Annotated in this window: 22 protein-coding genes; 13 read left to right on the forward strand and 9 right to left on the reverse strand. The window is 67.3% G+C overall.

Features of this window, described 5'->3' with window-relative positions:
- Positions 1 to 129: 129 nt before the first annotated feature.
- Positions 130 to 2418 carry a TonB-dependent receptor gene (locus tag CR156_RS15820; RefSeq protein WP_100554203.1) on the forward strand — a complete coding sequence of 763 codons (2289 nt, stop codon included), beginning with the start codon at positions 130 to 132 and terminating at the stop codon, positions 2416 to 2418.
- 439 nt (positions 2419 to 2857) lie between these two features.
- On the opposite strand, the gene CR156_RS15825 is transcribed toward CR156_RS15820, so the two are convergent.
- Together CR156_RS15825 and rsgA are read right to left on the reverse strand one after the other, a co-directional pair.
- Complete coding sequence (locus CR156_RS15825; RefSeq protein ID WP_100553516.1) at positions 2858 to 4111, reverse strand: flavohemoglobin expression-modulating QEGLA motif protein; 1254 nt, start codon at positions 4109 to 4111, stop codon at positions 2858 to 2860.
- Positions 4112 to 4296: 185 nt separating this feature from the next.
- On the reverse strand, positions 4297 to 5406 hold the full coding sequence (rsgA, locus tag CR156_RS15830) for a ribosome small subunit-dependent GTPase A (protein WP_100553517.1): 1110 nt from the start codon (positions 5404 to 5406) through the stop codon (positions 4297 to 4299).
- A gap of 112 nt (positions 5407 to 5518) precedes the next feature.
- On the opposite strand from rsgA, the gene CR156_RS15835 reads away from it, so the two are divergent.
- The 3 genes from CR156_RS15835 to CR156_RS15845 are packed head-to-tail and all read left to right on the forward strand — an operon-like array spanning position 5519 to position 8150.
- Positions 5519 to 6793, forward strand: a complete 1275-nt coding sequence (locus CR156_RS15835) for a pyridoxal phosphate-dependent aminotransferase (RefSeq protein ID WP_100553518.1) — start codon at positions 5519 to 5521, stop codon at positions 6791 to 6793.
- Positions 6794 to 6796: 3 nt separating this feature from the next.
- Complete coding sequence (locus CR156_RS15840; protein ID WP_100553519.1) at positions 6797 to 7414, forward strand: SGNH/GDSL hydrolase family protein; 618 nt, start codon at positions 6797 to 6799, stop codon at positions 7412 to 7414.
- Positions 7415 to 7418: 4 nt separating this feature from the next.
- The gene (locus CR156_RS15845) at positions 7419 to 8150 is read left to right on the forward strand and encodes a class I SAM-dependent methyltransferase (RefSeq protein WP_100553520.1); all 732 of its coding nucleotides are present in this window, start codon (positions 7419 to 7421) and stop codon (positions 8148 to 8150) included.
- 265 nt (positions 8151 to 8415) lie between these two features.
- Here CR156_RS15845 and CR156_RS15850 read toward each other — a convergent pair whose 3' ends face one another.
- Positions 8416 to 9195 (reverse strand): polysaccharide deacetylase family protein, encoded by a 780-nt coding sequence (locus CR156_RS15850; protein WP_100553521.1) that lies wholly within the window; start codon positions 9193 to 9195, stop codon positions 8416 to 8418.
- A gap of 60 nt (positions 9196 to 9255) precedes the next feature.
- Here CR156_RS15850 and grxD point away from each other — a divergent pair, with 60 nt between their 5' ends.
- Entirely contained in the window at positions 9256 to 10182 is a 927-nt protein-coding gene (gene grxD / locus CR156_RS15855) for a Grx4 family monothiol glutaredoxin (protein ID WP_100554204.1), read from the forward strand.
- Positions 10183 to 10238: 56 nt separating this feature from the next.
- On the opposite strand, the gene CR156_RS15860 is transcribed toward grxD, so the two are convergent.
- Entirely contained in the window at positions 10239 to 10778 is a 540-nt protein-coding gene (locus CR156_RS15860) for a DUF924 family protein (protein WP_089236798.1), read from the reverse strand.
- A 42-nt stretch (positions 10779 to 10820) separates the two neighbouring features.
- On the reverse strand, positions 10821 to 11597 hold the full coding sequence (locus CR156_RS15865; protein WP_025874105.1) for an AMP nucleosidase: 777 nt from the start codon (positions 11595 to 11597) through the stop codon (positions 10821 to 10823).
- A gap of 153 nt (positions 11598 to 11750) precedes the next feature.
- On the opposite strand from CR156_RS15865, the gene CR156_RS15870 reads away from it, so the two are divergent.
- The 6 genes from CR156_RS15870 (at position 11751) to CR156_RS15895 (ending at position 17187) form a co-directional block, all read left to right on the forward strand.
- Complete coding sequence (locus tag CR156_RS15870; protein ID WP_100553522.1) at positions 11751 to 13160, forward strand: amidohydrolase; 1410 nt, start codon at positions 11751 to 11753, stop codon at positions 13158 to 13160.
- 17 nt (positions 13161 to 13177) lie between these two features.
- Complete coding sequence (locus CR156_RS15875) at positions 13178 to 14428, forward strand: amidohydrolase family protein (RefSeq protein WP_165781024.1); 1251 nt, start codon at positions 13178 to 13180, stop codon at positions 14426 to 14428.
- Positions 14429 to 14447: 19 nt separating this feature from the next.
- Positions 14448 to 15080 (forward strand): 2-hydroxychromene-2-carboxylate isomerase, encoded by a 633-nt coding sequence (locus CR156_RS15880; protein WP_100553524.1) that lies wholly within the window; start codon positions 14448 to 14450, stop codon positions 15078 to 15080.
- A gap of 95 nt (positions 15081 to 15175) precedes the next feature.
- A complete protein-coding gene (locus CR156_RS15885; RefSeq protein WP_049464775.1) occupies positions 15176 to 16117 on the forward strand; it encodes a DegV family protein in 942 nt (313 codons plus the stop codon).
- A 78-nt stretch (positions 16118 to 16195) separates the two neighbouring features.
- Positions 16196 to 16534 carry a hypothetical protein gene (locus CR156_RS15890; RefSeq protein ID WP_100553525.1) on the forward strand — a complete coding sequence of 113 codons (339 nt, stop codon included), beginning with the start codon at positions 16196 to 16198 and terminating at the stop codon, positions 16532 to 16534.
- 254 nt (positions 16535 to 16788) lie between these two features.
- Positions 16789 to 17187, forward strand: coding sequence for a hypothetical protein (locus CR156_RS15895; RefSeq protein ID WP_100553526.1), 399 nt, complete (start codon positions 16789 to 16791; stop codon positions 17185 to 17187).
- Between the two features lie 94 nt (positions 17188 to 17281).
- On the opposite strand, the gene CR156_RS15900 is transcribed toward CR156_RS15895, so the two are convergent.
- The 4 genes from CR156_RS15900 to CR156_RS15915 all read right to left on the reverse strand — a co-directional run bounded on the left by CR156_RS15900 (position 17282) and on the right by CR156_RS15915 (position 22393).
- Complete coding sequence (locus CR156_RS15900; RefSeq protein WP_100553527.1) at positions 17282 to 18691, reverse strand: efflux transporter outer membrane subunit; 1410 nt, start codon at positions 18689 to 18691, stop codon at positions 17282 to 17284.
- The gene (locus CR156_RS15905; RefSeq protein ID WP_100553528.1) at positions 18688 to 19770 is read right to left on the reverse strand and encodes an HlyD family secretion protein; all 1083 of its coding nucleotides are present in this window, start codon (positions 19768 to 19770) and stop codon (positions 18688 to 18690) included. Before CR156_RS15905 ends, CR156_RS15900 begins: the two co-directional genes overlap by 4 nt.
- 21 nt (positions 19771 to 19791) lie before the next feature.
- Entirely contained in the window at positions 19792 to 21321 is a 1530-nt protein-coding gene (locus CR156_RS15910) for an MFS transporter (protein WP_100553529.1), read from the reverse strand.
- Positions 21322 to 21475: 154 nt separating this feature from the next.
- Positions 21476 to 22393, reverse strand: coding sequence for a LysR family transcriptional regulator (locus CR156_RS15915; protein ID WP_100462647.1), 918 nt, complete (start codon positions 22391 to 22393; stop codon positions 21476 to 21478).
- 141 nt (positions 22394 to 22534) lie between these two features.
- On the opposite strand from CR156_RS15915, the gene CR156_RS15920 reads away from it, so the two are divergent.
- A complete protein-coding gene (locus CR156_RS15920; RefSeq protein WP_100554205.1) occupies positions 22535 to 22975 on the forward strand; it encodes a universal stress protein in 441 nt (146 codons plus the stop codon).
- 11 nt (positions 22976 to 22986) lie between these two features.
- Positions 22987 to 23457 carry a hypothetical protein gene (locus CR156_RS15925; protein ID WP_100553530.1) on the forward strand — a complete coding sequence of 157 codons (471 nt, stop codon included), beginning with the start codon at positions 22987 to 22989 and terminating at the stop codon, positions 23455 to 23457.
- Positions 23458 to 23491: the final 34 nt, after the last annotated feature.

Below are 23491 nucleotides of genomic sequence, written 5' to 3' on the forward strand. Positions count from 1 at the left end.
CGCCCTGCGCGGCTTCCCCCACGGCGCCATTCGTTGGTTTTTCGTAAACAAGGTTTCATGTTCCGTTCGCATAGTGGCCATGCACCGCGCCCCCCGGGCCGGTGACCACCCCCCATGCAATGGACCATCATGCAGACCCGATACCTGACGATCGCTGTGGCGATCGCGCTTTCCGCAGCCAGCGCCCACGCCGCTGAAGCCACCGACGCCACCGCCGATACCGCGCTGAGCGCGCAGACGCTGGATACCGTCTCGGTCATCGGCCAGGGCGAGACCCGCCAGGTGCAGCGCATCACCACCGTCGACAAGCAGGTGTTGCCGCCGGGTACCAGCGGCCAGAAGATCCTCGACCGCCTGCCCGGCGTGTCGGTGCAGTCCAACGATGCATTCGGTGCGAATGAAGAATCGCAGACCATCAGCCTGCGCGGCTTCGACAAGAGCCGCCTGGGCTACACGCTGGACGGCATTCCGCTGGGTGACAACAGCTACGGCAACTACAACGGCCTGAGCATCGCCCGTGCACTGATCGCCGAAAACCTGGCCGGCGCCGAGCTGTCGCAGGGCATCGGTTCGCTGGGCGTGGCCTCGACCAGCAACCTGGGCGGCACCATCCAGTACTTCTCGATGGATCCGTCCACCGAGTTCGGCGGCCGCGCCAGCATCACCGCGGGTGATGACAACCAGCGCCGCGGCTACCTGCGCGTGGACACCGGCGACATCAACGGTTTCTCGGCCTATGTCTCCGGCGTGCACCAGGACCAGGACATGTGGGCCGCGCCGTACCAGAACCAGACCACCCGCCAGTTCAACGCCAAGGCGGTGTGGAACGTGGGCGACAACCGCTTCGGTGCCTTCGTGGCCACCTCGCGCGCCAGCCAGGCCAACTATGCCTATCTGTCCAAGGACATGCTGGCGCGCGGCCTGGGTTATGACTGGAACATCTATGCACCGGACTGGGATCGCGCCGTCGCGGCTGCGTACTGCGCACCGGGCACCTACAACAAGTCGCGCTGCGCGTTCAGCGGCGGCGTCAACAGCATCGACGATGCGTACTACCAGAGCCGTGCGCTGCGCGACGACAACCTGTACTCGATCGACGCCGACATCCGCCTGGGTGAGCAGGGCCGCCTGAAGCTGCTGGGCTACCACCATGAGAACCGTGGCCAGGGCCACTGGTGGGCACCGGGCCAGCCGTCCTACCCGGGCACCGACAAGATGCTGCCGATCTCGATCCGCAGCACCAACTACACCATCAACCGCGACGGCGTGACCGCCGCGCTGTCGTGGGCGGTGGGCATCCATGAGCTGGAAGCCGGTGTGTGGTACGAACAGAACGACCATAACGTCTCGCGCAATTTCTACTACATCAGCGGCCCGTTCCTGGACGACCTGTACCTGCAGAACCCGGACCGCCGCCTGTTCAACCAGGACTTCGACATCCGCACCCGCCAGTTCTACGTGCAGGACCGGATGCGCTTCCTCGACCAGCGCCTGACCGTGGACGTGGGCATCAAGAGCCCCAACACGCGCATGACCGCCAAGGCCCAGCCGGGCGTGGAAACCAGCATCGCCTCGGGCACGCTGACCGCGAAGGAATCGGTGCTGCCGCAGCTGGGCGTGGGCTTCAAGCTCAACGCCAACAATGAAGTGTTCGCCTCGTATGCGGAGAACATCGCTGCCTTCGTCGGCGGTGGCAGCGGTGGCCCGCTGCAGGTGTCGCCGGAATCGTTCGCGGCCAGCGCTGGCCTGGAGCCGGAGAAGTCCAAGAGCCTGGAGGCGGGCTTCCGTACCTTCGGCGAGAAATACCAGGCCTCGATCGCGGCCTACAACGTGAAGTTCGACAACCGCCTGCTGTCGCTGAACCCGTGCTCGAGCATCGAAGTCGGCACACGTCCGGAGTGCGTGACGCGCTTCATCAACGTCGGTTCGGTGAAGAGCCACGGTGCCGAGCTGACCTTCATCCTCAAGCCGGTCGATGGCCTGCAGTGGTACAACGCGCTGTCCTGGAACAAGACCACCTACGAGGATGACTACACCTCGGGCGGTGCGATCGTACCGGTGGCCGGCAAGATCACCGTGGATACGCCGCAGCGCATGGCCTCCAGTGAGATCAGCTGGAACCGCGATGGCTTCTTCGCCAGCCTGCGTGCCAAGTACACCGGCAAGCGCTACTACACCTACACCAACGACCAGTCGGTGCCGGGCGTGACCACCTTCGATGCGGGTGCCGGTTACGACTTCGGCCCGGGCATGGGCCTGCGCAACGTGCGGGTGTCGTTGAACGCGACCAACCTGACCAACAAGCGCTATGCGGGCCAGCTGAGTTCGTTCGCACCGACCGATCCGAAGGGCACGCGGTATGCGATCCATGCGAGTGCACCGCGGCAGGTGTTCATGACGGTGGCGGCGGAGTTCTAAGTCAAAAGCGGGCGCTGCGGCGCGTTGATTGTTCCTGCATGGCACGGGTAGGCAGGCCCATGCAGGACACGCCGTAAACCCATCCATGGGGGCTCGATGGCGCCATCCATGGCGCCAACGGTCCTGCATGGGCCTGCCTACCCGCGCTGGACAGTTCCCCGCGCCGGCGCGGAGGCAATGGAAAGCAAGAGCAAAAGCAAAGAGCCGGGCAGTGCCCGGCTCTTTGCTTTTCAAGCTTTTCTAACGCAATCCCTCTGGTGGACCTGCTACCGCGCCCGCAGGAACCTGTCTGGAGGAGGCGGGGCACCCTGGTCAGGACCGTTGGCGCCATGGATGGCGCCATCGAGCACCATGGAGGGGCTTTTGCGTGTCCTGACCAGGGTGCCCCGCCTCCTCCCAGCCGATAGCAGACAGGCGCAGGAGGATCCGCCAACGCATTTCATTCCGGCGCCAGCTGGTCCATCCGGATGCGGTTGGCGAACAGCGAGAACGCCAGCATGCCGGCCAGGCCATTCGCCCGGCTCATCCAATGCGGCAGCCAACGCGGTGGCTTCAGCACGCCCGATTCGAACAGCGGCGCGAACGCGATCGCATCGGTCAGGCTCATCTTGCCGGCAAACAACCAACGGCAGACCTGCAGGCGATCCTCGGCCAGCATGTGGCGGAAGAAGGTATGCACCGACACCAGCCCGCGCAGGTACACCGTGTCCTTGGTGAAGGCCAGGCCACCACTCGGCGGCACACCGCGGAATACCCGCTGCGCCGAGGCGAAGCTCTCTTCCGGGTTCTGTCCGGCATCGCAGAAGTAGCGGAATACCTCGATGAAGTCCGCACCCTCGCGCGCCATCGCAATCGCCTCGGTACGCAAGCTGATGCGCTTCAGTCGCTCGATGTCGATGCTGCCGGTGATCTGTTCGGCGAATGTCGCCAATCCTTCCTGGGTAGCCGTCACCCGTGGCGAGGACAGCGCCAAGCTTGGCAGCACCGGCTGCGCGCGACCGTTCAACGCTGTCAGCGAATGTACCAGCGCTTCATGGTGGAACAACTGCGCGCGGTCGTAGGCGCTGAAACGCGCGCTGGTGCGCAGACGGATGCGGGTCGGTCCGGCCGCCGCCTTGGAGACCAGATCCGGATCCAGCTGCACCTGGATGATGCGTGATTCAAAGAACGCATCGAGGTCATTCTGCAGCTGCAGCTGCAACGCGATCGCCGAAACCGGCACCTGCTCTTCCGGCGCCAGCAGTTCGTGATCCAGTTCGGCAGCAATCTGGATGAAGTGGCGCGCTGCATCGCGCGTGCTCGGTCCGTTGCCGGGCAACGGTTGCTCGGGTGACCCGAACAACTGCACCGAACAGGCATCCACGGCCGCGGTACCGAGGCCTTCCAGCAGCTGTGCAGCCAGATCCCAGCTCTGCGCGGACTGCCGCACGTAATGGCCCAGCGGATGGCTTTCATCACACTCGGCAGCAAGCGCCGCCAGCGCGCGACGCTCGTCGCTGAAATCGAGCTTCGGGTAGTCGACCACCGGCAGCGTCGGCTGGCCGCGGGCCACGCTGTCCAGGAAGGGTGCCTGCAGGGTTGCCGGCCAGCTGGTCAGGCCCAGCAGGCGGATGCCTCCTACGGCCTCGACCAGGCGCGCATCGAGCGCTGCATGGTGGGCCACGTCACGGTCAAGCGTCGCGGTCGGTTCCATGGGCGGACTATAACGCCCTGCCCTTGCTTTGGTAGGTGCCAACCTTGGTTGGCAGCCGCCGACGGCGGGCTTCGGACGCGTTCGTGCCAACCGAGGTTGGCACCTACCAGAAGCAGGCAGCAGCGGGATCATTGCCGGGGGCAGAGCCCATTGCGGCGCAATGGGATCCGATCCCGCGATCCGGGTCAGCGCCTGCGCGGCTTGCCCGCGGGGCGGAACTGCTGGCCCTTGCCCTTCCTGCCGCCACGCTCCTGCGCGGTCTCAGCCTGGCGCACGGCCAGCTTTGCTGCAGCCGCTGCCACTTCTTCCTTCAACTTGAAGTAGTTCTGCAGCCGGCTCTCTTCAATCTCGCCAGCATCGATCGCCGCACGCACAGCACAGCCGGGTTCCTGCTGATGCATGCAGTCGTTGAAGCGGCACTGCGCGGCCAGCGCTTCGATATCGGCGAAACCACCTTCGGCCAGCGTTTCTTCGCCGGTCGGCTTCAGTTCGCGCATGCCGGGAGTGTCGATGAGGCACGCGCCCATTGGCAGCGGCATCAGGGCGCGGTGGGTGGTGGTATGGCGGCCGCGCGAATCGTTGGCGCGCACCGTGTTGGTCTTCATCCGCTGCTCGCCCAGCAGCGTGTTGGTCAGCGTCGACTTGCCCGCACCGGAAGACCCCACCAGCACCACCGTGTGGCCGGGGCCCAGCCACGGCTCCAGCACTGCAACACTGTCCGCATCCAGGCCGTTGATCGCGTGCAGCGCAATGCCCTGCAGCTCCAGTTCTTCCAGCACCGCCAGCGCGTCATCGCTGTACTCGGTCTGGTCGGCCTTGGTCAGCACCACCACCGGTTCGGCACCGCCACCGCCCACCAGCAGCAGGTAGCGTTCAATACGGCGCGGATTGAAGTCCGCATCCAGCCCACAGACGATGAAGACGGTATCGATGTTGGCCGCGATCACCTGCTGGTGGTAATGCTCACCGGCGGCGCCTCGCTTGATCGCGGTACGTCGCGGCAACAGGGCGACGATGCGGATGCCGTCCAGCAGCACCCAGTCGCCAACCGCCGGCCGTTCGTGGCTGGGGAAGCGTGGGCGCTGCCACTCCGGCAAGGATTCGGCCTTGATCGACGCGTCCGGGCCATCGGCCACCACATAGTGGGTGCGGTGCTGTTCGATCACCCGCGCCGGTCGGGCCTGCGGGTGTGCGGCCATCGCGGCCTGCCAGTCGGCATGCTCCGGCGGGCCCGGCCAGGGCCAGCCAATGGTCTGCAGGGCGGTGAAATCGGGGGTCTGGGTCATCGCCGCCATTCTACCTGTGCGATGCCGCCCAGCCCAATGTTGGCGGGCCCTGCAGCCCTTGCCATGCGCTGCAGCAATTCCGCTACCATGGAACCCCCATGCCTTCTGCGGCCCACCGCCCATGTCCACTCCCTCGCCCAAACCCCTGGTCATCCGCGAGCGCCTTTCCGAAGTGCGCTACGAAATCCGCGGAGAACTGGCGCGGCGAGCCCGGGAGCTGGAGGCGCAGGGCCACAAGCTGATCAAGCTCAACATCGGCAATCCCGGCGCTTTCGGCTTCCGTGCACCGGAACACCTGCAGCGCGCGATCGCCGATGACATGGGCCGCACCGATCCCTACACCCATCAGCAGGGCCTGCCGGTCGCCCGCGAAGCCATCGCCGCCGCCTACGCCCGCCGTGGCGCACCGGATGCCCACCCGGACCGCGTGTTCGTCGGCAACGGCGTCAGCGAGCTGATCGACCTGTCGCTGCGTGCGCTGCTCAACCCGGGCGACGAAGTGCTGGTGCCCTCGCCGGACTACCCGCTGTGGTCGGCCTCGACCATCCTCAATGATGGCCGCCCGGTGTACTACCGCTGCGCCGCCGAGAATGGCTTCCAGCCGGACCCGAGCGAGATCGAGACGCTGGTGTCCTCGCGCACCCGCGCCATCGTGCTGATCAATCCGAACAACCCCAGCGGCGCCAGCTACCCGCGCGAGCTGCTGGAGCGCGTGGTCGAGATCGCGCGCCGGCACAACCTGCTGCTGCTGGTGGATGAGATCTACGACCAGATCCTGTACGACGACGCGGTGTTCCAGCCGGTCGCACCGCTGGCCGGTGACCATCCCTGCCTGACCTTCAGCGGCCTGAGCAAGGTGCACCGTGCCTGCGGCTGGCGCGTGGGCTGGGCCCACCTCAGCGGCGACGACGCGCGCCTGGGCGACTTCCGCGCCGCGCTGGACCTGCTGGGCGCACTGCGCCTGTGCGCCAACGTGCCGGGCCAGTACGCCATCGACGCGGCAGTGAATGGGCCGGACACCATTTCCGAGCTGTGCGCACCGGGCGGCCGTCTGTATGAAACCCGGCGTGCAGTGATCGAAGCCTGCGAGGCCAGCGAGCATCTGTCGCTGGTCGCGCCCGCCGGAGCGCTGTACGCGTTCCCGGCCGTGGTCGGTGCCGCCGCCAAGGGCTTCGACGACCACAATTTCGCGCTGGACCTGATGAACAACGATGGCGTGCTGGTGGTGCCGGGCTCGAGCTTCAACGTGCCTTACCGCCACCACTTCCGCGTGACCCTGCTGCCGGAGGCGTCGGTGATGCGCGACGTGTTCGCCCGTATCGACCGCGCCCTCGCCCGCCGTGCCGAAGACGCCACCAAGGTGGTGCCGCTGAAGCCCCGCCGGTCGGTGGCTTGAGCGATGGGCTTGTCGTATCTGGCCCTGGGCGATTCCTACACCATCGGTGAAGCGGTCGCGGTCGAAGGCCGCTGGCCGCATCAGCTCGCCGCCGCCCTGCGTGCGCAGGGCATTGATCTGACCGACCCGCAGACGATCGCCACCACGGGTTGGACTACCGACGAGCTCGACGCCGGCATCGACGAAGTGGCGCCGCAAGGCCCGTTCGACTTCGTCAGCCTGTTGATCGGCGTCAACAACCAGTACCGCGGGCGCCCGCTGGGCGAGTACCAGGTGCAGTTCCAAGCCCTGCTGCAACGCGCGATCGGCTTTGCCGGTGGCCGCGCGGACCACGTGCTGGTGCTGTCCTTCCCGGACTGGGGCACCACGCCGTACGGTGCAGGCAGCGGTCGCGACCTGGCCCGCGTCGAACTGGAGACCGACGAGTTCAATGCTGCCGCCGAGGTGATCAGCACCCAGCAGGGCGTTGCCTTCGTCGACATCACCGATATCAGCCGCGACAACGGCGCTGACCCGGCGATGATCGCCGAGGATGGCCTGCACCCGTCCGCACGGATGTATGCGCTGTGGAGCGCGCGTGCGCTGCCGGTGGCCACGCACCTGCTGGGCAGAACGGACTGACACGATGGACGGCACGCCACGGAACGGCACGCCCCTGCCCTGTTCGCCGCTTGATGCCGGGCAGGCGCGGCTGATCGCCGAGTCCTTCAGGCCGATGCAGGCCTGGGGCAGCCGCCGCGATTACTACTACACCCGCGGCAAGCTGGGCAGCGACCCGCTGTATGACGGCGTACTGCAGCACCTGCCGGACGACGGCCAGCCGGTGCTCGACCTGGGCTGTGGGCTGGGCCTGTTCGCGCACGTACTGCGCCAGCGTGGCCGCCAGCAGGTCTACCTCGGGATTGACGTGGACAGCGACAAGATCGCGCGTGCGCAGCGCGCCGGCACCGGCCTGGCCGATGCACGTTTCGACTGCCTGGATGTGCAGGCACCCTTGCCGGCGCATGCAGGGCATGTGTTGCTGCTGGATGTGCTGCAGTACCTGGACGAAATGCCGCAACTGGAACTGCTGCGCGCGGTGAGCGCGCGGGTCGCGCCCGGTGGCCGCCTGCTGCTGCGTACGCCGCTGGCGACCGGCGACCGCCGCGACCGCACCACGCGGGTGGCTGATCGGCTGGCGTGGCTGGTCGGCTGGATGGGCACGCGACCGCGTCACTACCCGGATCCGCAGCGGCTGCAGGCCACGCTGGCCGAGGCGGGGCTGCAGGTGGGCGAACTGCGGCCGTTGCACGGGCGAACGCCGTTCAACAGCTGGCTGTTGGTGGCTGAGCGCGCGGGAGCTGCGGCCAACGGCTGAGCCCCTCGTGGTGGGCGGCCAGAGTGATCGTGAGATGGCCGGGTGGGTGGACTGCACAGGGGGCGCTGCAAGTACGTCCATGTAAGCTCGGTCGCCGCATCCATGCGGCTCACGCCCCTGTGCAGCCCACCCACCCGGCCACGGACGGTTTACGGGTGCGTCCACCACGGAAGACAAGGGAGAAAAGCGAAGAGCAAACGCGGGTCGCTTCGCTCTTGCCGCGCTGCGCGCTCGCCGGGCGTGGCCCGGCGCTACCGCAAACGTGTCAGCCGGCCGGCAGTTCGGCCTTCAGGCCGCGCTCGTCCAGCGCCTGCAGCACGCGTTCGATGATGGCCAGGTTGTGGCCGTGGGCGGCACCTTCATGCAACAGCACGATCGCGCCCGGGCGCAGGTCGGGCAGCAGACGCGCCAGCACGCCGTCCGGTGTGCAGCCGACGCCGTCGTAGCCGCGGGCGCTCCAGCCCACGCGCACCAGGCCCAGCTTGCGCAGTACCGGTGCCACGAACGGGTTGGTCATGCCCACCACCGAGCGGTACCAGCGTACCGGTCGCCCGCTGACCGCCTGCAGCGCCTGCTGGCAACCCTCGATCTCCGCCGCCATCGTGCCCGGACCCAGCCGCCAGAAGCGCGCCTGCGGGTGGCTGTGGCTGTGGTTGCCGAGGTCGTGTCCGCGACGCAGGATCTCCTCCACCAGGGCCGGATGCGCCAATGCGCGCTCGCCGACCAGGAAGAAGGTCGCACGTGCCTGGTGCCGGTCCAGCAGATCCAGCACCGCTGGGGTCTGCTCACTGGGGCCGTCGTCGATGGTCAGCCACACGCAGTTGCCGGCATCGGGCAACCGGCTCAGCACCGGCGCGTAGAAGCGGCTGTTGGGCAGGAACACCGGCACCATGAACAACGCGTGGCTTGCCACCATCAGCGCAAGGCCCCAGTGCCAGCCGGCCAACACCCAGGTCAGGATCACAGCCAGCTGCGACAGCACCAGCCAGGGTACCCAGCGCCATGGCCGGGTCGGGATGCGATGCAATGTTCCTGCGCTGGTCATTCCCCATGATGCCATGGGGGGTAGAATTGATGATTCGAATTTTTCGGACCCATGACTGCCATGTCCCTCGATCCCGCCCTGCGTTCGCGCATCGAAACCATCCTCAACGACGACCGCGTCGTGCTGTTCATGAAGGGCCAGCCTTCGATGCCGCAGTGCGGTTTCTCGGCCAAGGCCGTGGGTGCCCTGCAGGACCTGGGCGTGGAGTTCGCCCACGTCAACGTGCTGGCCGACGCGGAGATCCGCGAAGGCATCAAGGCCTATGGCGACTGGCCGACCATCCCGCAGCTGTACATCGACGGCGAACTGGTCGGCGGCAGCGACATCGTGCTGCAGATGGCCGCCAGCGGTGAGCTGAGCAGCGTGCTGGGCCTGGCCGCACCGGACCGCACCCCGCCGCGCATCACCGTCACCCCGGCCGCAGTGGAAATGCTGAAGGGCGCGCTGGCCGATTCGCCGGGTGCGTCGCTGCAGCTGGGCATCGATGCCCGCTTCCAGCCGAATTTCCAGCTGGCTCCGTACGACGAAGGCGCGATCGCCGCCGAGTCCAACGGCCTGCGCGTGCAGTTCGACCTGGCCAGCGCCCGTCGCGCCGACGGCATCACCATCGACTGGGTCGACGACATCCGTGGCAAGGGCCTGGCGATCGACAACCCGAACGCGCCCAAGCCGGTGCAGGAAATCAGCGTGCGCGATGCCGACGACCTGGTGCGTGCCGGCAACGTGATGCTGGTGGACGTGCGCCCGGCCGAAGAACGTGCCATCGCCGCAGTCGGCGTGCCGTTCAAGAGCTTCGATGGCAACGGCCGCGCCGAGCTGGAAGCCCTGCCGAAGGACACCGCCCTGGCCTTCCTGTGCCACCACGGTGGCCGCAGCGCACAGGCAGCGGAGCAGTTCCGTACGCTGGGCTTCAGCAAGGTGTTCAACGTCACCGGCGGCATCGATGCCTGGTCGGACGAAGTGGACAACGGCGTGCCGAAGTACTGATCGGCTGCAGTTGATACACAGGAAAAACGCCGGCGAAAGCCGGCGTTTTTTGTTTCCTACCCGGCAAACCCGCCTTCGGCCAGGTAGTCCAGTTCTTCCGGCGACGGCATGCGGCCGAGCACCGCATTGCGATGCGGGAACCGGCCGAAGCGGCGGATGATGTCGCGGTGCAGTTCGGCGTATTGCAGGTATTCCTTGTCGCCCAGCACGTCGAACATCGCCACCGAGCGGTCCTGATCCAGCGGATCTTCGGAGTGCTCGAACGGCAGATAGATGAAGGCGCGCAGCTTGGGAACCAGCTGCAGGTCCAGCCCCTCTTCGATCGCGCGCATGGCGTAGTGCCGTGCCAGGCCATCGGTCGCATAGGAATGGGCCGTGCCGCGGAAGCAGTTGCGCGGGAACTGGTCCAGCAGCAGCATCAGCGCCAGCGCACCCTCGGCGCTGCCCAGCCAGTGCTCGCGCGCGCGCGATGCGGCGGCATGGTGTTCGTCCGCGAACAGCGTACGGAACCGTGCGTCGAACGCATCATCGCGGGCGAACCACTTTTCAGGGCCCGCGTCTTTCCAGAATTCCACCACTTGCGCGGCAACGTCCATCACCTACTCCCAGGGCCGGCGCACCGCGCCAGGCCATCATCATCATTCGTCGAAGCGCAGATGGCGGACCGACTTGCCGTTGCGCCGGATAAGCTTAAGCGCCTCGATGCCGATCTGGATATGGTTTTCCACGAACTGCGAGCTGACCTTGGCGTCGGAAGCCTCGGTTTTCACCCCGTCCGGGATCATCGGCTGGTCTGAAACCAGCAGCAGGGCGCCACTGGGAATGTGGTTGGCGAAGCCGGCGGCGAAGATCGTCGCGGTTTCCATGTCGATGGCCATGCAGCGCATCGCCCGCAACCGCTCCTTGAAGGCCTCGTCGTGCTCCCAGACCCGGCGGTTGGTGGTGTAGACGGTGCCGGTCCAGTAATCGTGGCCAAGGTCGCGGATCATGGTGGAGACCGCACGCTGCAGGGCAAAGGCGGGCAAGGCCGGCACTTCCGGCGGCAAGTAATCGCCCGAGGTGCCTTCGCCGCGGATGGCCGCGATCGGCAGCACCAGGTCGCCCAACTCGTTCTTGCGCTTCAGCCCCCCGCACTTGCCCAGGAACAGCACGGCCTTGGGCATCACCGCCGACAGCAGATCCATGATGATCGCGGCATTGGGGCTGCCCATGCCGAAGTTGATCATGGTGATGCCGTCGATGGTGGCACTGGCCATGGGCCGGTCCAGGCCGATCACCGGCGCACCGGTCAGCGCGGAGAACGTATGCAGGTAGCCCCCGAAGTTGGTCAGCAGGATGTGCTGGCCGAACTGGTCCAGGGGCACGCCGGTATAGCGCGGCAGCCAGTTGTCGACGATGTCCTGCTTGCTCTTCATGGGCGGTCCGGTGCGGCGTGGGGAGCACCATTTTCCGGGAGGCGGACGTTGCCGTCGAGATGGCAGATGACGCCCCGTGAAAAAGGACACTTGGCAAGCAGGCCGGTCCCCGGCTAGCGTCGGTGGGTTGAACACGCTGCCAAGGGGATCTGCATGACATCGACGTTGTTGCGCGCCGGGTTGGGTCTGGCGCTGGTATCGCTGAGCACGGCGCCGGCCGTGGGCGCTTCGCGCTTCGTAGCCGATCCCTACCCGAGCACCTACCAGGCGCATCCCGATGGGCCGTTGCTGATCCAGAACGCCACCGTGCTGACCGGCACCGGCCAGCGCCTGGACAACGCCGATGTGTTGCTGCGCGATGGTCGCATCGTCGCCGTCGGCGATGCGCTGCAGGTCGACGCCAGCGTCACCCGCATCAACGCCGACGGCAAATGGGTGACCCCGGGCCTGATCGACGTGCATTCGCACCTGGGCGTCTATCCCAGCCCCGGCGTAAGCGCGCACAGCGACGGCAACGAGATGACCGCGCCGGTCACCGCCAATGTCTGGGCCGAGCATTCGGTATGGCCGCAGGACCCCGGTTTCCAGGCCGCACTGGCCGGCGGGGTGACCAGCATGCAGGTGCTGCCCGGCTCGGCCAACCTCGTTGGTGGCCGCGGCGTGACGTTGAAGAACGTGCCTGCCACCACCTACCAGGCGATGAAGTTCCCCGGTGCGCCGTGGGGCCTGAAAATGGCCTGCGGCGAGAACCCCAAGCGCGTCTACGGTGGCGGCAAGGGCGTGGCGCCTGCCACCCGGATGGGCAACGTGGCCGGTTACCGCGCAGCCTTCATCGACGCGGCCGACTACATCGCCAAGAGCACGCCGAAGCCGGCCAAGCGAAAGGGCTGGTTCGGCAGCGACAAGGGCGACAGCGCCGGTGACGCCGGCGGCAAGCGCGACCTCAAGCTGGACACCCTTGCAGGCGCGATCCAGGGCGATATCCGCGTGCACATCCACTGCTACCGCGCCGATGAAATGGCCACCATGCTCGACCTGTCCAAGGAATTCGGCTTCAAGGTGGCCGCCTTCCACCACGGCGTGGAGGCCTACAAACTGGCCGACCGGTTGGCTGCCGAAGGCGTGTGCGGCGCACTGTGGGCCGACTGGTGGGGCTTCAAGATGGAAGCCTTCGATGGCATCGCCGAGAACATCGCGCTGGTCGACCGGCCGAAGAACAGCTGCGCCATCGTCCACTCCGACTCGCCCGAAGGCATCCAGCGCCTGAACCAGGAAGCGGCCAAGGTGATGGCCGCCGCGCGCCGCGCGCACATGCCGGAGATCGCGCCGGAACGGGCCATCACCTGGATGACCGCCAACGCCGCCAAGGCGCTGGGCATCGAAGCGCAGACCGGCACACTGGAGGCCGGAAAGATGGCCGACGTGGTGATCTGGAACGGCAACCCCTTCAGTTCGTATGCACTGGCCGAACAGGTGTTCGTCGATGGCCGCCGTGTTTACGACCGCAGCACGCCACCGGCGACGCCGCGGTCGGATTTCCAACTTGGGCAGGAGCTGCGCTGATGGGCATGTTCAAGACAATGGCGAAGTCTGCCGCAACGCTCGGCGCTGCCGTAATGGCGCTGGCCTGCATCGCGCCGCCTGCACAGGCGCAGGATCTGCTGGTGCGCGGTGCAACGGTCGCTACCGCCAGCGCACGCGGCAACGTGGAAGACGCCGACGTGCTGGTGCAGGGCGGCATCATCCGCGCGGTGGGTCGCGGCCTGTCCGCACCGGCCGGCGTGCCGGTGGTCGAGGCCAAGGGCCGCACGCTGACCCCTGCCCTGTTCGGTGGCATCACCGAGATCGGCATCGAGGAAGTGTCCGGCGAATCGAGCACGGTCGACAGCGCGCTGAAGATCGGTGAGCAGCCGCTGCGTCCGGAATTCGACGTGACCCTGGCCTACAACCCTGCGTCGGTGCTGATTCCGGTAGCACGCCTGGATGGCATCGGCTTCACGGCGCTGGGCGCGGCCACCGGCGGTGGCTTCGTTGCAGGCCAGGGTGGCGTGGTGCGCTTCGATGGCAGTGCCGACCCGATCGGCCCGCGCGCCCTGTTCCTGCGCCTGGGTGCTGCGGCGTCTGAACTGACCGGGCAATCGCGCGCGGCGCAGTGGATGCTGCTACAGCAGATGGTCGATGAAGCACGTGGCCAGGTCGCCGCCGACTCGCCGCATGCGCTGCTGACGCCAGCCGGTCGCCGCACGCTGGCCCGCTACCTGTCCGGCCAGGGCCGCATCGTGGTGGAGGTGGACCGCGCGGCCGACATCCGCCAGCTGCTGCGCTGGGCAGCCCGCGAAAAAGTGAAGATCGCCATCGCCGGCGGTGCCGAGGCCTGGCAGCTGGCACCGGAACTGGCAGCGGCCAAGGTGCCGGTGTTCGTCGACGCGCTGGGCAACCTGCCGGCCACCTTCGACCAGATCGGCGCCACCCTGGAAAACGCCGCGCGGTTGCAGCGCGCCGGCGTGCCGGTTGCCTTTGCCCAGCGCGACGATGCCTCGCACAATGCGCGAAAGATGCGCCAGCTTGCGGGCAACGCGGTGGCCAATGGCCTGCCTTGGGCCGACGGCCTGGCCGGGCTGACCCGGGTACCGGCCGAGGTGCTGGGCGTGGCCGACCAGATCGGCAGCATCGAGCCGGGCAAGCGTGCCGACCTGGTGCTGTGGGAGGGTGATCCGCTGGATGTGGCGCACTATGCCGAACAGGTCTGGCTGGGCGGCCGTGCGATGCCGATGCGCTCGCGCCAGACCGAACTGCGCGACCGCTACCTGCAGCGCAACGCGCAGCCCTGATCGTTACAAGGAGCCACCGATGCCCACCCTGCGCTGGTATTTCGACTTCGTCTCGCCCTATTCCTACCTGCACTGGCAGAAGGTGAAGCGGCTGCCGCAGTTCGAGCACATCCAACCGGTACCGATCGCCTTCGGTGCGGTCCTGCACCATCTGGGCAACCTCGGCCCGGCGGAGATCCCGGCCAAGCGCCGTTTCATGTACCGCCAGCTGCTGTGGACCGCGCAGGCAGAGGGCACCCCTCTGCGCTTCCCGCCCGGGCATCCGTTCAACCCGCTGGCGGCCCTGCGCCTGTGCCTGGCCGCGGGCGCCAGCACCGAGGCGGTGGATGTGCTGTTCGACTGGATCTGGCGCGACGGCCACGCGGCCGACAGCGCCCCGGCCCTGCGCGAACCCGCCACCCGGCTGGGTATCAGCGATGTGGAGGCGGCCATTGGCGAGCCGGCAATCAAGGAACAGCTGCGACGCAACACCGACGCGGCAATCGAGGCCGGCGTATTCGGCGTGCCGACCCTGGCCATCGGCGGCGAACTGTTCTGGGGCAACGATAGCCACCCGCTGATGGCGGCGGTGCTGGACGACCCGGGCCTGCTGGATCGGCCGGACTGGCAGCAGGCGGTGGCCCTGCCGATGGCAGTGCAGCGCAGTCGCTGAACAGGCAGTGGCGCATTTCCCTCGCGCGCCCGATCCGGTTTTGAGATAGTTTTCACATTTCCGAACCTACAACCGCCCTGGAGGGGGAGCCGCGGATGCGCATCGGAATCGTCGTCGACTCGGCCTGCGACCTGCCGCAGGACTTCATTGCCGAGCACAACATCGTGCTGTTGCCGATCACCGTGCGGATCGGCGAAGCCGTGCTCGCCGACCACCGCGACGAGCAGGCAACGCTGAGCTTCCTGCACGCGCACGTAGCCGAACACGGCGCCGAAGCGGAGACCATCCCCTTCAGCGTCAACCAGATCCGCGACCTGTTCCTGCAGCGGCTGGTGATCGACTACGACCACGTGTTCTGCATGACCATCACCAAGACCCGCAGCCCGATCCACGACAACGCGCTGCAGGCCAGCTTCGCCATCCTCAACGACTACAAGCCGGTGCGGCAGGCGGCAGGCTACAACTCGCCGTTCGCGCTGCGCGTGCTGGACACCCAGAACCTGTTCGCGGCACAGGCAGTGACGGCGGTGGAAGCGGTGCGCCTGCGTGCCAGCGACGCCAGCGTTCAGCAGATCCGCGAGCGCCTGGAAGAACTGGCCGGCAACGTGCACGGCTACATGGTCACCCGCGACCTGTACTACATGCGTGCCCGCGCCCGGCACAAGGGCGACCGCAGCGTCGGCCTGCTCAGCGCGGCGCTGGGCAGTGCGCTGGACATCAAGCCGGTGCTGCATGGCTATCGCGGCGAGACCGGGCCGGTGGCGAAGATCAAGGGTTTCGACAATGCCGTGCTGAAGCTGTTCGGCGTGGTCGGCCAGCGCGTACGCGCCGGACTGATGACGCCCACCGTGTGCGTCAGCTACGGCGGCGAACTGGACGAACTGCGCGCCCTGCCCGGCTACGCGCAGATGAAGGAGGTCTGCGCCGGCCATGGCGTGACCGTGTACGAATCGGTGATGAGCCTGACCGGCATGGTCAACGTCGGCAAGGGCGCGGTCACCGTGGGCTTCGCCGATGGGCCGCATCGGTTTGAATGAAGGCCAACCACGCATTGGAATCTGCACATCGATTCCACCGCGCTTATGCCAGCCTAGCTGCACCTCAAGGAGATCAACATGCCTGCGCAGTACCACATCAGCCTGCCCGAACCGTCCAAGGCCCGCGGCAACGACCCGGACCTGTCTTTCCATTCGCAGGGCGCGGCCGGCTTCGCCGAAGAACTGCAGAACGCGCTGCGCAATGGCAGCCTGTTCGAGCGCTGGCGCGACAAGCAGCCGGACCCGGATGCGGTGGAACCGCAGTGGGGCGTGACCGATCCGGAGGCCACCGTGACCGGTGAGCAGAAGGATCTGCGCATCAACCTGGTGGCCACCACCCGCATCGACAGTGACGTGTTCAAGCAGCGCCTGCGCCTGCTGGCCGGGCACCACTGGGAACTGCGCGACGTGCGTTGAGGTGCCCGGCTTTGGTAGGTGCCAACCTTGGTTGGCGCTTTCCAAAAGGCTGCCAACCAAGGTTGGCAACTACCGGCTCACCGGGCATGGCCCGGCGCTACCTGCCCGGCTTTGGTAGGTGCCAACCTTGGTTGGCGCTTTCCAAAAAGATGCCAACCAAGGTTGGCATCTACCGACTCCTCGTTGCCGGCACTACCGAGCACCAGGATCTGCTGCTATCGTGCCGCCGCCAACGGTGACTGCAGGGATTGCACATGGACCCCAAGCTCAAAGCCCTCATCGAGCAGACCAACCTGTCGGACCTGCTGCCGTCGGCGCCCAAGGAAATGGACCTGCAGCAACCGGTGGCGCCGCCGGAACCCGCAAAGCCGCAGCCCGCCCGTTCCACCAACGATGCACTGCAGGTGCATTTCGGTGGTACCGACATGGTCGGCAAGCTCGCCAACGCGCCCACCAGTGGACGGATAAAGACCTTCGCAATGATCCTGCTGGGCGGACCGACCATCGTGCTCGGCCTGCTTCTGCTGGGCATGGTCTGGACCGAGCCTGGCAAGTCGGTGTTCGCACTGGTCTACGGCACGGTCATCGCAGCGGTGTTGATCGGCATCTGGCCTTATCTGCTGTTCCGCAAGCGCGAGAAACCGTCGGACTGACGCGGACTGACGAACAGAGTAGTGCCGGCCGCTGGCCGGCAATCCATGCATCCTGCAGCTGCCGGCCAGCGGCCGGCACTCCCCGTCCTGCGCCCTACCAACCGCCGCCCAGCGCGCGATACAGCTCCACGCGCGCAATCGCGGCTGTGGCCTGGCTGTTGGCCAGCGCGGCCTGGTTGTCCAGCGCGATGCGTTGCGTGTTCAATACATCCAGCATGTCGACCACGCCGGCCTGGTACTGCCGACGCGCAGCGCCCAGCGCCGTCTCGCTCTCATCCACCGCCACATGCAGCTGCGCGGTGCGTTGCTGTTCGGTGGCATAGCCGTCGATGGCGTCGTCCACTTCATGCCAGGCCTGCAGCACGGTACGGCGGAACTGCAGCGCCGACTGTTGCTGCTGCAGCCTGCTCAGCGCCAGGTTGGCCTTCAGGCGTCCGCCCTGGAAGATCGGCAGGCTGATCGACGGCCCGACGCTGAAGCGATGCGCGTTCCAACCATCCAGGTCATCCAGCTGCCTGGCCTGGAAGCCGGCATCGCCATTCAAGGTGATGCGCGGCAGGAAGCTGGCCTTGGCCACGCCGATACCCGCCGTGGCTGCATGCAGTGCGGCCTCGGCACGGCGGACATCGGGGCGACGCTCGGCCAGCTCACTGGGCATGCCCACGGACACGGTCGGCAGCGCTGGCCAGTCGCGGCGCGCGTTCTGCAACTGCGCGTCCAACGTCTGCGGTGGCTGCGCCAGCAGGAACGCCAGCGCATTGCGCAGTTGTGATTCTCGATGCCGCAACGGCGCGATGCGCGCCTGCAACGATGCCACCTGCGCCGCCGCACTGGAGACCTGCAACGTGCTGGCCACGCCCTGGCGTTGGCGCGCTTCGGTCAACCGCTTGATGTCGTGGGCGATGCTGAGATTGTCCTCGGTGATGGCCAGCAGCTGGCGTGTTGCGCGCAACTGCAGGTAATCGCGCGCGGTTTCCGCCAGCAGCGCGATACGCACCGCGTGCGCATCTTCCTCGGCCATCTGCACGCGTGCGTCGGCCGCTTCCACCTGACGGCGTACGCGGCCCCACAGATCCAGTTCCCAGCTCATGCCGATGCCGGCCTGGAACAACCCATAGTCATCACGACCACCATTGCCGGACGGATCGTTCAGGCCTACCTCGCTGTTGCGCGCACGCACGCCGCTGGCGGTGGCGCTGGCGCTGGGCAGGCGGTCGGCAGCGGTGACGCCACGCGCGGCGCGGCTCTGCTGCACGCGGTTGGCGGCCAGCTGCAGGTCGAGATTGGCCTGCAACACCCGCGTCGCCAACTGGCCCAGCAGCGGGTCGTCGAAACCGGACCACCAGCGGGCGTCGTCATCCAGCGCAGCTGACGCCACTGCTTCGCCCTGCCACCGCGTGGGCAGTTCGGCCTGCGGGCGCACGAAGTCCGGGCCCAGCGTGCAGGCGGTCAGCGCCGTGCACACCGCCGCTGCAGCCAGTACGCGTGGAAATACGCGGTTCATGCGCCCTCCCCGCCCTTGCGGCGCTGCTCGCGCTGCGCGCTCTGTACCCGCTGCGAACTCTGCAGATCCACGCTGGCTTCCACCGACATGCCGGCACGCAGTTGGCCCAGCAATGCCTGCTCCGGCTCCAGCACGATCTTCACCGGAATGCGCTGCACTACCTTGGTGAAGTTGCCGGTGGCGTTCTCCGGTGCAATCGCGGCGAACGTCACGCCGGTGGCTGGTGCGATGCTGTCGATATGGCCACGCAGCGGCGTGCCGGGGAACACGTCCACCGTCAGCTCAACCTGCTGCCCCGGCTGCATGCGGGTCATCTGCGTTTCCTGGAAGTTGGCGACCACGAAGGCGCGCTGCAGCGGCACCACTGCGGCCACCGGCGTGCCCGGGGTCAGGTAGGCACCGACGCGCACTGCGCGGCGCCCGACCATGCCGTCGATCGGTGCGCGCAGCTCGGTGTGCGACAGATCCAGTTCGGCGCGTGCCTGTGCGGCTTCGGCACGCTGCACCGCTGCCTGCGCGGCCTGCACACCGGCAGTGAGGATGTCGGTGCGCTGGCGTGCGGTCGACAATGCGGCCTGCCCCTGTTGCAGATGCGCACTGGCCACAGCCTGCTTCGACTGCGCCTGCTGTGCGTTCTGCACGGTACCGGCGCCGTCGCGCGCCAGCTCGCGGTAACGCTGCTGGTCGGCGCTGGCCAGGGTCAGCTCGGAGCGGCTGACATCCACACTCGCCCTGGCCTGTTCGATCAGCGAGCCCTGCTGTGCCAGCGCCGCCTGTGCGTTGGCCAGCTGCGCACGCGCATTGGCCAGGTCGGCGCGGGCGGCCAGCAACGCGACCTGGTAGTCACGGTCATCGATGCGGGCCAGCACGTCACCGGCTTTCACCGCTTGGTTGTCCTGCACGTCCACCGCGCTGACGAAGCCGGCGATCTTCGGTGCGACCACTGTGTAATCGGCGACCACATAGGCGTTGTTGGTGGTCTGGTGGCGGCCATCGCGCAGCAGCAGCCATGCGGCGCCGGCCAGCACCAGCACGCCCAAGCCAAGGCCGGCGTTGAGATACGTTCGATTGATTGTCATGAGGGGTTCCTGCGAAGGGAATCAGGCCACGGCACGTGGCGGATGGATGCGGGTGGGCATCCAGGCAATGAGGGGAATGAAGGCCAGCGCGACCAACGCGACCAGCAGGTACAGATCGGCCGAGGTCAATGCCTGCACCTGTGCATGCAGGCGTGCGCCCAGTTGCGGCCCCTCGGCCAGCAACGGCTGTTCGCCAAGGCGGTCGACCAGCACGGTGGAATGGAAATGTCGGCGTCCCTGCGCGACCGCTTCAAGCACGCCGCTGGCCAGTACTGCGGCAAAACCCTTCACCGTGTTGAACCACGCCGAGGCGAAGGGGCCGTCCTGTGGCGCAAGGCCACCGGTGGCCAGCATCAGCAGCGGCAGTACCGCCATCGGCTGGGCAAACACCTGCAGCAACTGCACCCACAGGAAGTTGTCGCGGATCCAGCTCACGTCCAGATGTGCGCCCAACCAGCAGGCCAGTGCCAGCAGCGCCAGGCCGGTGGCCTGCACCCAACGGCAATCGACCGCGCGGATATTCAGCAATGCGGCTACCAACGGCAGCGCGATTGCCTGCGGAACCGCCACCCACAGCAGCATCGGCGCGGTCTGTTGCGGCCGATAGCCCTGCACGCTGGCGAGGAAGCCGGAGGGAATGGAGATCACCGCCAGCAGCACGAACAGCACGCCACCGAGAGTGATCAGCGAATAGCTGAGGTTGCGGTTGGCCAGCAGCTGCAGCTTGAAGAACGGCAACGGATGGAACCACTCGTTGACCATGAAAAGCACCAGCAGACCCGCACCGCCACCCAGCATCAGGGTAATCAACGACGAGTCGAACCAGTTCAAGCGCGGGCCCTGCACCAGGCCCAGTACCAGCAGCACCAGCGCCGGCAGGCCGAGCATCAGGCCGACGCCGTCGAACTGTGCGAAGCGCTCCAGCCGCAGGGGATCCTGTGGCAGCCCCCAGCCGACCATCGCCATCGCTGCCAGGCAGTACGGCACGATCTGCCAGAACGCCCAGTGCCAGCCCACCTGCTCCACCCAGAACGCGGCCAGCGGGGTGCCCATGCTCGGCCCGAAGGTGGCAGTCAGTGCGTAGGCGGCCAGGCCGTACAGCTTGATGCCCGGCGGCAGGAAGCGCAGCGCCACGCTCATCAACAGCGGCGGCAACGCGCCACCGCACAGGCCCTGCAACGCGCGCAGCACCAGGAAGGTCTGCAGGTTGGGTGCCAGCGGGCACAGCACGCCCAGCACCATGAACCCGCCGATCATCGCCAACGCGAAGCGGCGCAGCGAGAAGGTGGCCGCGCACCACGGTGCGAATGCCATCGCGCTGACCGACATCGCGCTGTACAGCGCCACGATCCAGCTGCCGTCATCGACGCTGAAACCCATCGCCCCGCGGATGTCGGCCAGTGCGACCTTGGTGACGTTCTCGTTGAAGCCCGACACCAGCACCGCCAGCAGCACACCGCACAGCCCTACCAGGATGCGCCGGTCGAGCCCGGGTGCGGCGACGGGCCGGGGCGCTGCCGACGCCGGCAGCACGGCGGCGGGCGTGCTCACTGCCGGCCGCCGATCCGTGCAGTGCACGGCATATGTGGAGTCATTGGATTGCGCTCAGTGAAACTATCGGGAGCGCAGTCTAGAAAGGCCGTTGCCTGCGAAAAATGGCGTGTCCGGCATCGCAGGCGTGCGTCCGGCGCACGCCTGCAGGCGATCAGTGGCGGGCCGCCTCGACCGAATCGCACATCACCTTGATCGCCCGCCGCAGCCACTGGTGCGCCGGGTCGTTGTCCATGCGCGGGTGCCAGGCCTGCACCAGTGCCACGGTGCGTACCGGCACCGGCAGCGGGAACATGCGCAGCGGCAGGCCCATGTGGGTGATGCGGTCGAGCATCACGCTCGGCATCTGCGGCAGGACCAGGTCTGAATCAGCAGCAGCGAAGATCGCACCGTGGAAGGTGGGGATGACCACCGCCACCCGCCGCTGCAGGCCCAGCACGGCCAGTTCCTCGTCGATCGGGCCGTGCGCCAGCCCGCGCCGGGACACGGCGATATGGTCGCAGGCCGCGAAGCGCTCGGCACTGATGTCGCCGTCGAACAGCGGATGATCCTCGCGTGCAGCGCCCAGCAGCGAGGTGGTGAACAGGTGCTGCACCTTGGTTTCCGGGCTGTGCTTGCCCGCCGTACTGATGTACAGGTCGATCCGCCCCTGCACCATCGCATCGTCATCGGTATCGCCTTCGGGCACGAAGCGCAGCATGCAACGCGGTGCCTGCTGGCGGAACACCTCACGCAGGCGGCCGCCATAGCTGCCGATGAACACATCATTGGCGCGCACGCTGAACGTGCGTTCCAAGGTGGCCATGTCGACCTCGCGGCCGGCATTGAACACGCGGTGTGCCTGCTCGATCACATCGCGCACCTGCTCACGCAGTTCCAGCGCGCGGGGTGTGGGGGCAAGGCCACGGCCGGCGCGCACCAGCACCGGATCACCCAGCGCCACGCGCACCCGGCCGAGGGTACGGCTCATCGCCGGCGCACTGAGATTCATCCGCCGCGCGGCGGCGGCCACGCTGCATTCGTCGATCAGCACATCCAGTGCGAGCAACAGGTTCAGGTCCGGCAGGGGCATGGCAGTCTCCCGTAAATGCGATGACTCTACTGCAATCCAAACCAACCAGAGTTGCGTCCTGCGCACGCATTGACTGCGGCGCACGGCATGGGTGCGCGCGACGACATGCGCGACCATCACCGCCCTGCAAAGGAGCTTTTCATGTTCAACACCCTGCTGGTCGCACTTGATGGCGGCCCCCAGCACGACCGCGTGCTGGACCTGGCCGCCGCCATGGCCGGCCCTCGCAGCCGCCTGCACCTGCTGTGCGTTCTCGATCCCGAATTCGCGCTGGCAGCGGATGCCACTGATGCCGACCGCCGCGAATATCCCGCCGCCGCCCGGCAGCAGGCACATGCCGAAGCCGTGCTGGCCGACGCCCTGGCCGAGCTGCGCGAGCGCGGCGTGGACGCCATCGCACAACTACCGTCCGGCGACCCGGGCGAAGTGATCAGCGCGCAGGCGCGCCGCCTGCAGTGCGACCTGATCGTCATCGGCCACCGCCATCTGTCACGCCTGCAGCATCTATTCGAACCCTCGGTCGGGCAATGGACCATCGACCATGCGCCATGCCCGGTGCTGGTGGAAACCCGCGATCCGTAGGTACTCCCGGCATGGCCTCACGTTCCCCTGTATTTCCCACCCGCGTGAGTTATCGCGCCTTCGGCCGTCAGTTCAGTCGCGGCGAACAGGTCCTGCTGGCTGCACTGCGGCAACTGGGCGACCCTGCGCAGCAGGCCGAGGGCCTGCGGCAACTGGCCGCCCTGGGCCTGGATGCCGAAGGTTGCGACGCCTTCCGTGAACTGCTGCCATTGCTGGCCACGCCGCATGCACCGATCGAACTGCTGCCGGCCGGGTCGCCCTTCATTTCCGCCAGCGAACTGGACCTGCTGGTCTGTCTGCTGCGCATTGCGCAATGGCGGCACGCACGCCCACGCGAGGACGATGTGCTGGCGCCGCTGCGTCGCCAACTGGCATGTTGTGCGGCGGCGGTGCACGCCACGCCGTTGATATTGCGGCAACGGTCGCTGTCACCCGTGGGCCTGCGCCTGCTGGATCCGGCCGGGTGGCTGCGCCAACGCTGATCGGCCGCGCACCTTCCTGCCGCGGCGGTAGTCC

Source organism: Stenotrophomonas lactitubi (assembly GCF_002803515.1).
In the GTDB taxonomy this organism is placed as follows: Bacteria; Pseudomonadota; Gammaproteobacteria; order Xanthomonadales; family Xanthomonadaceae; genus Stenotrophomonas; species Stenotrophomonas lactitubi.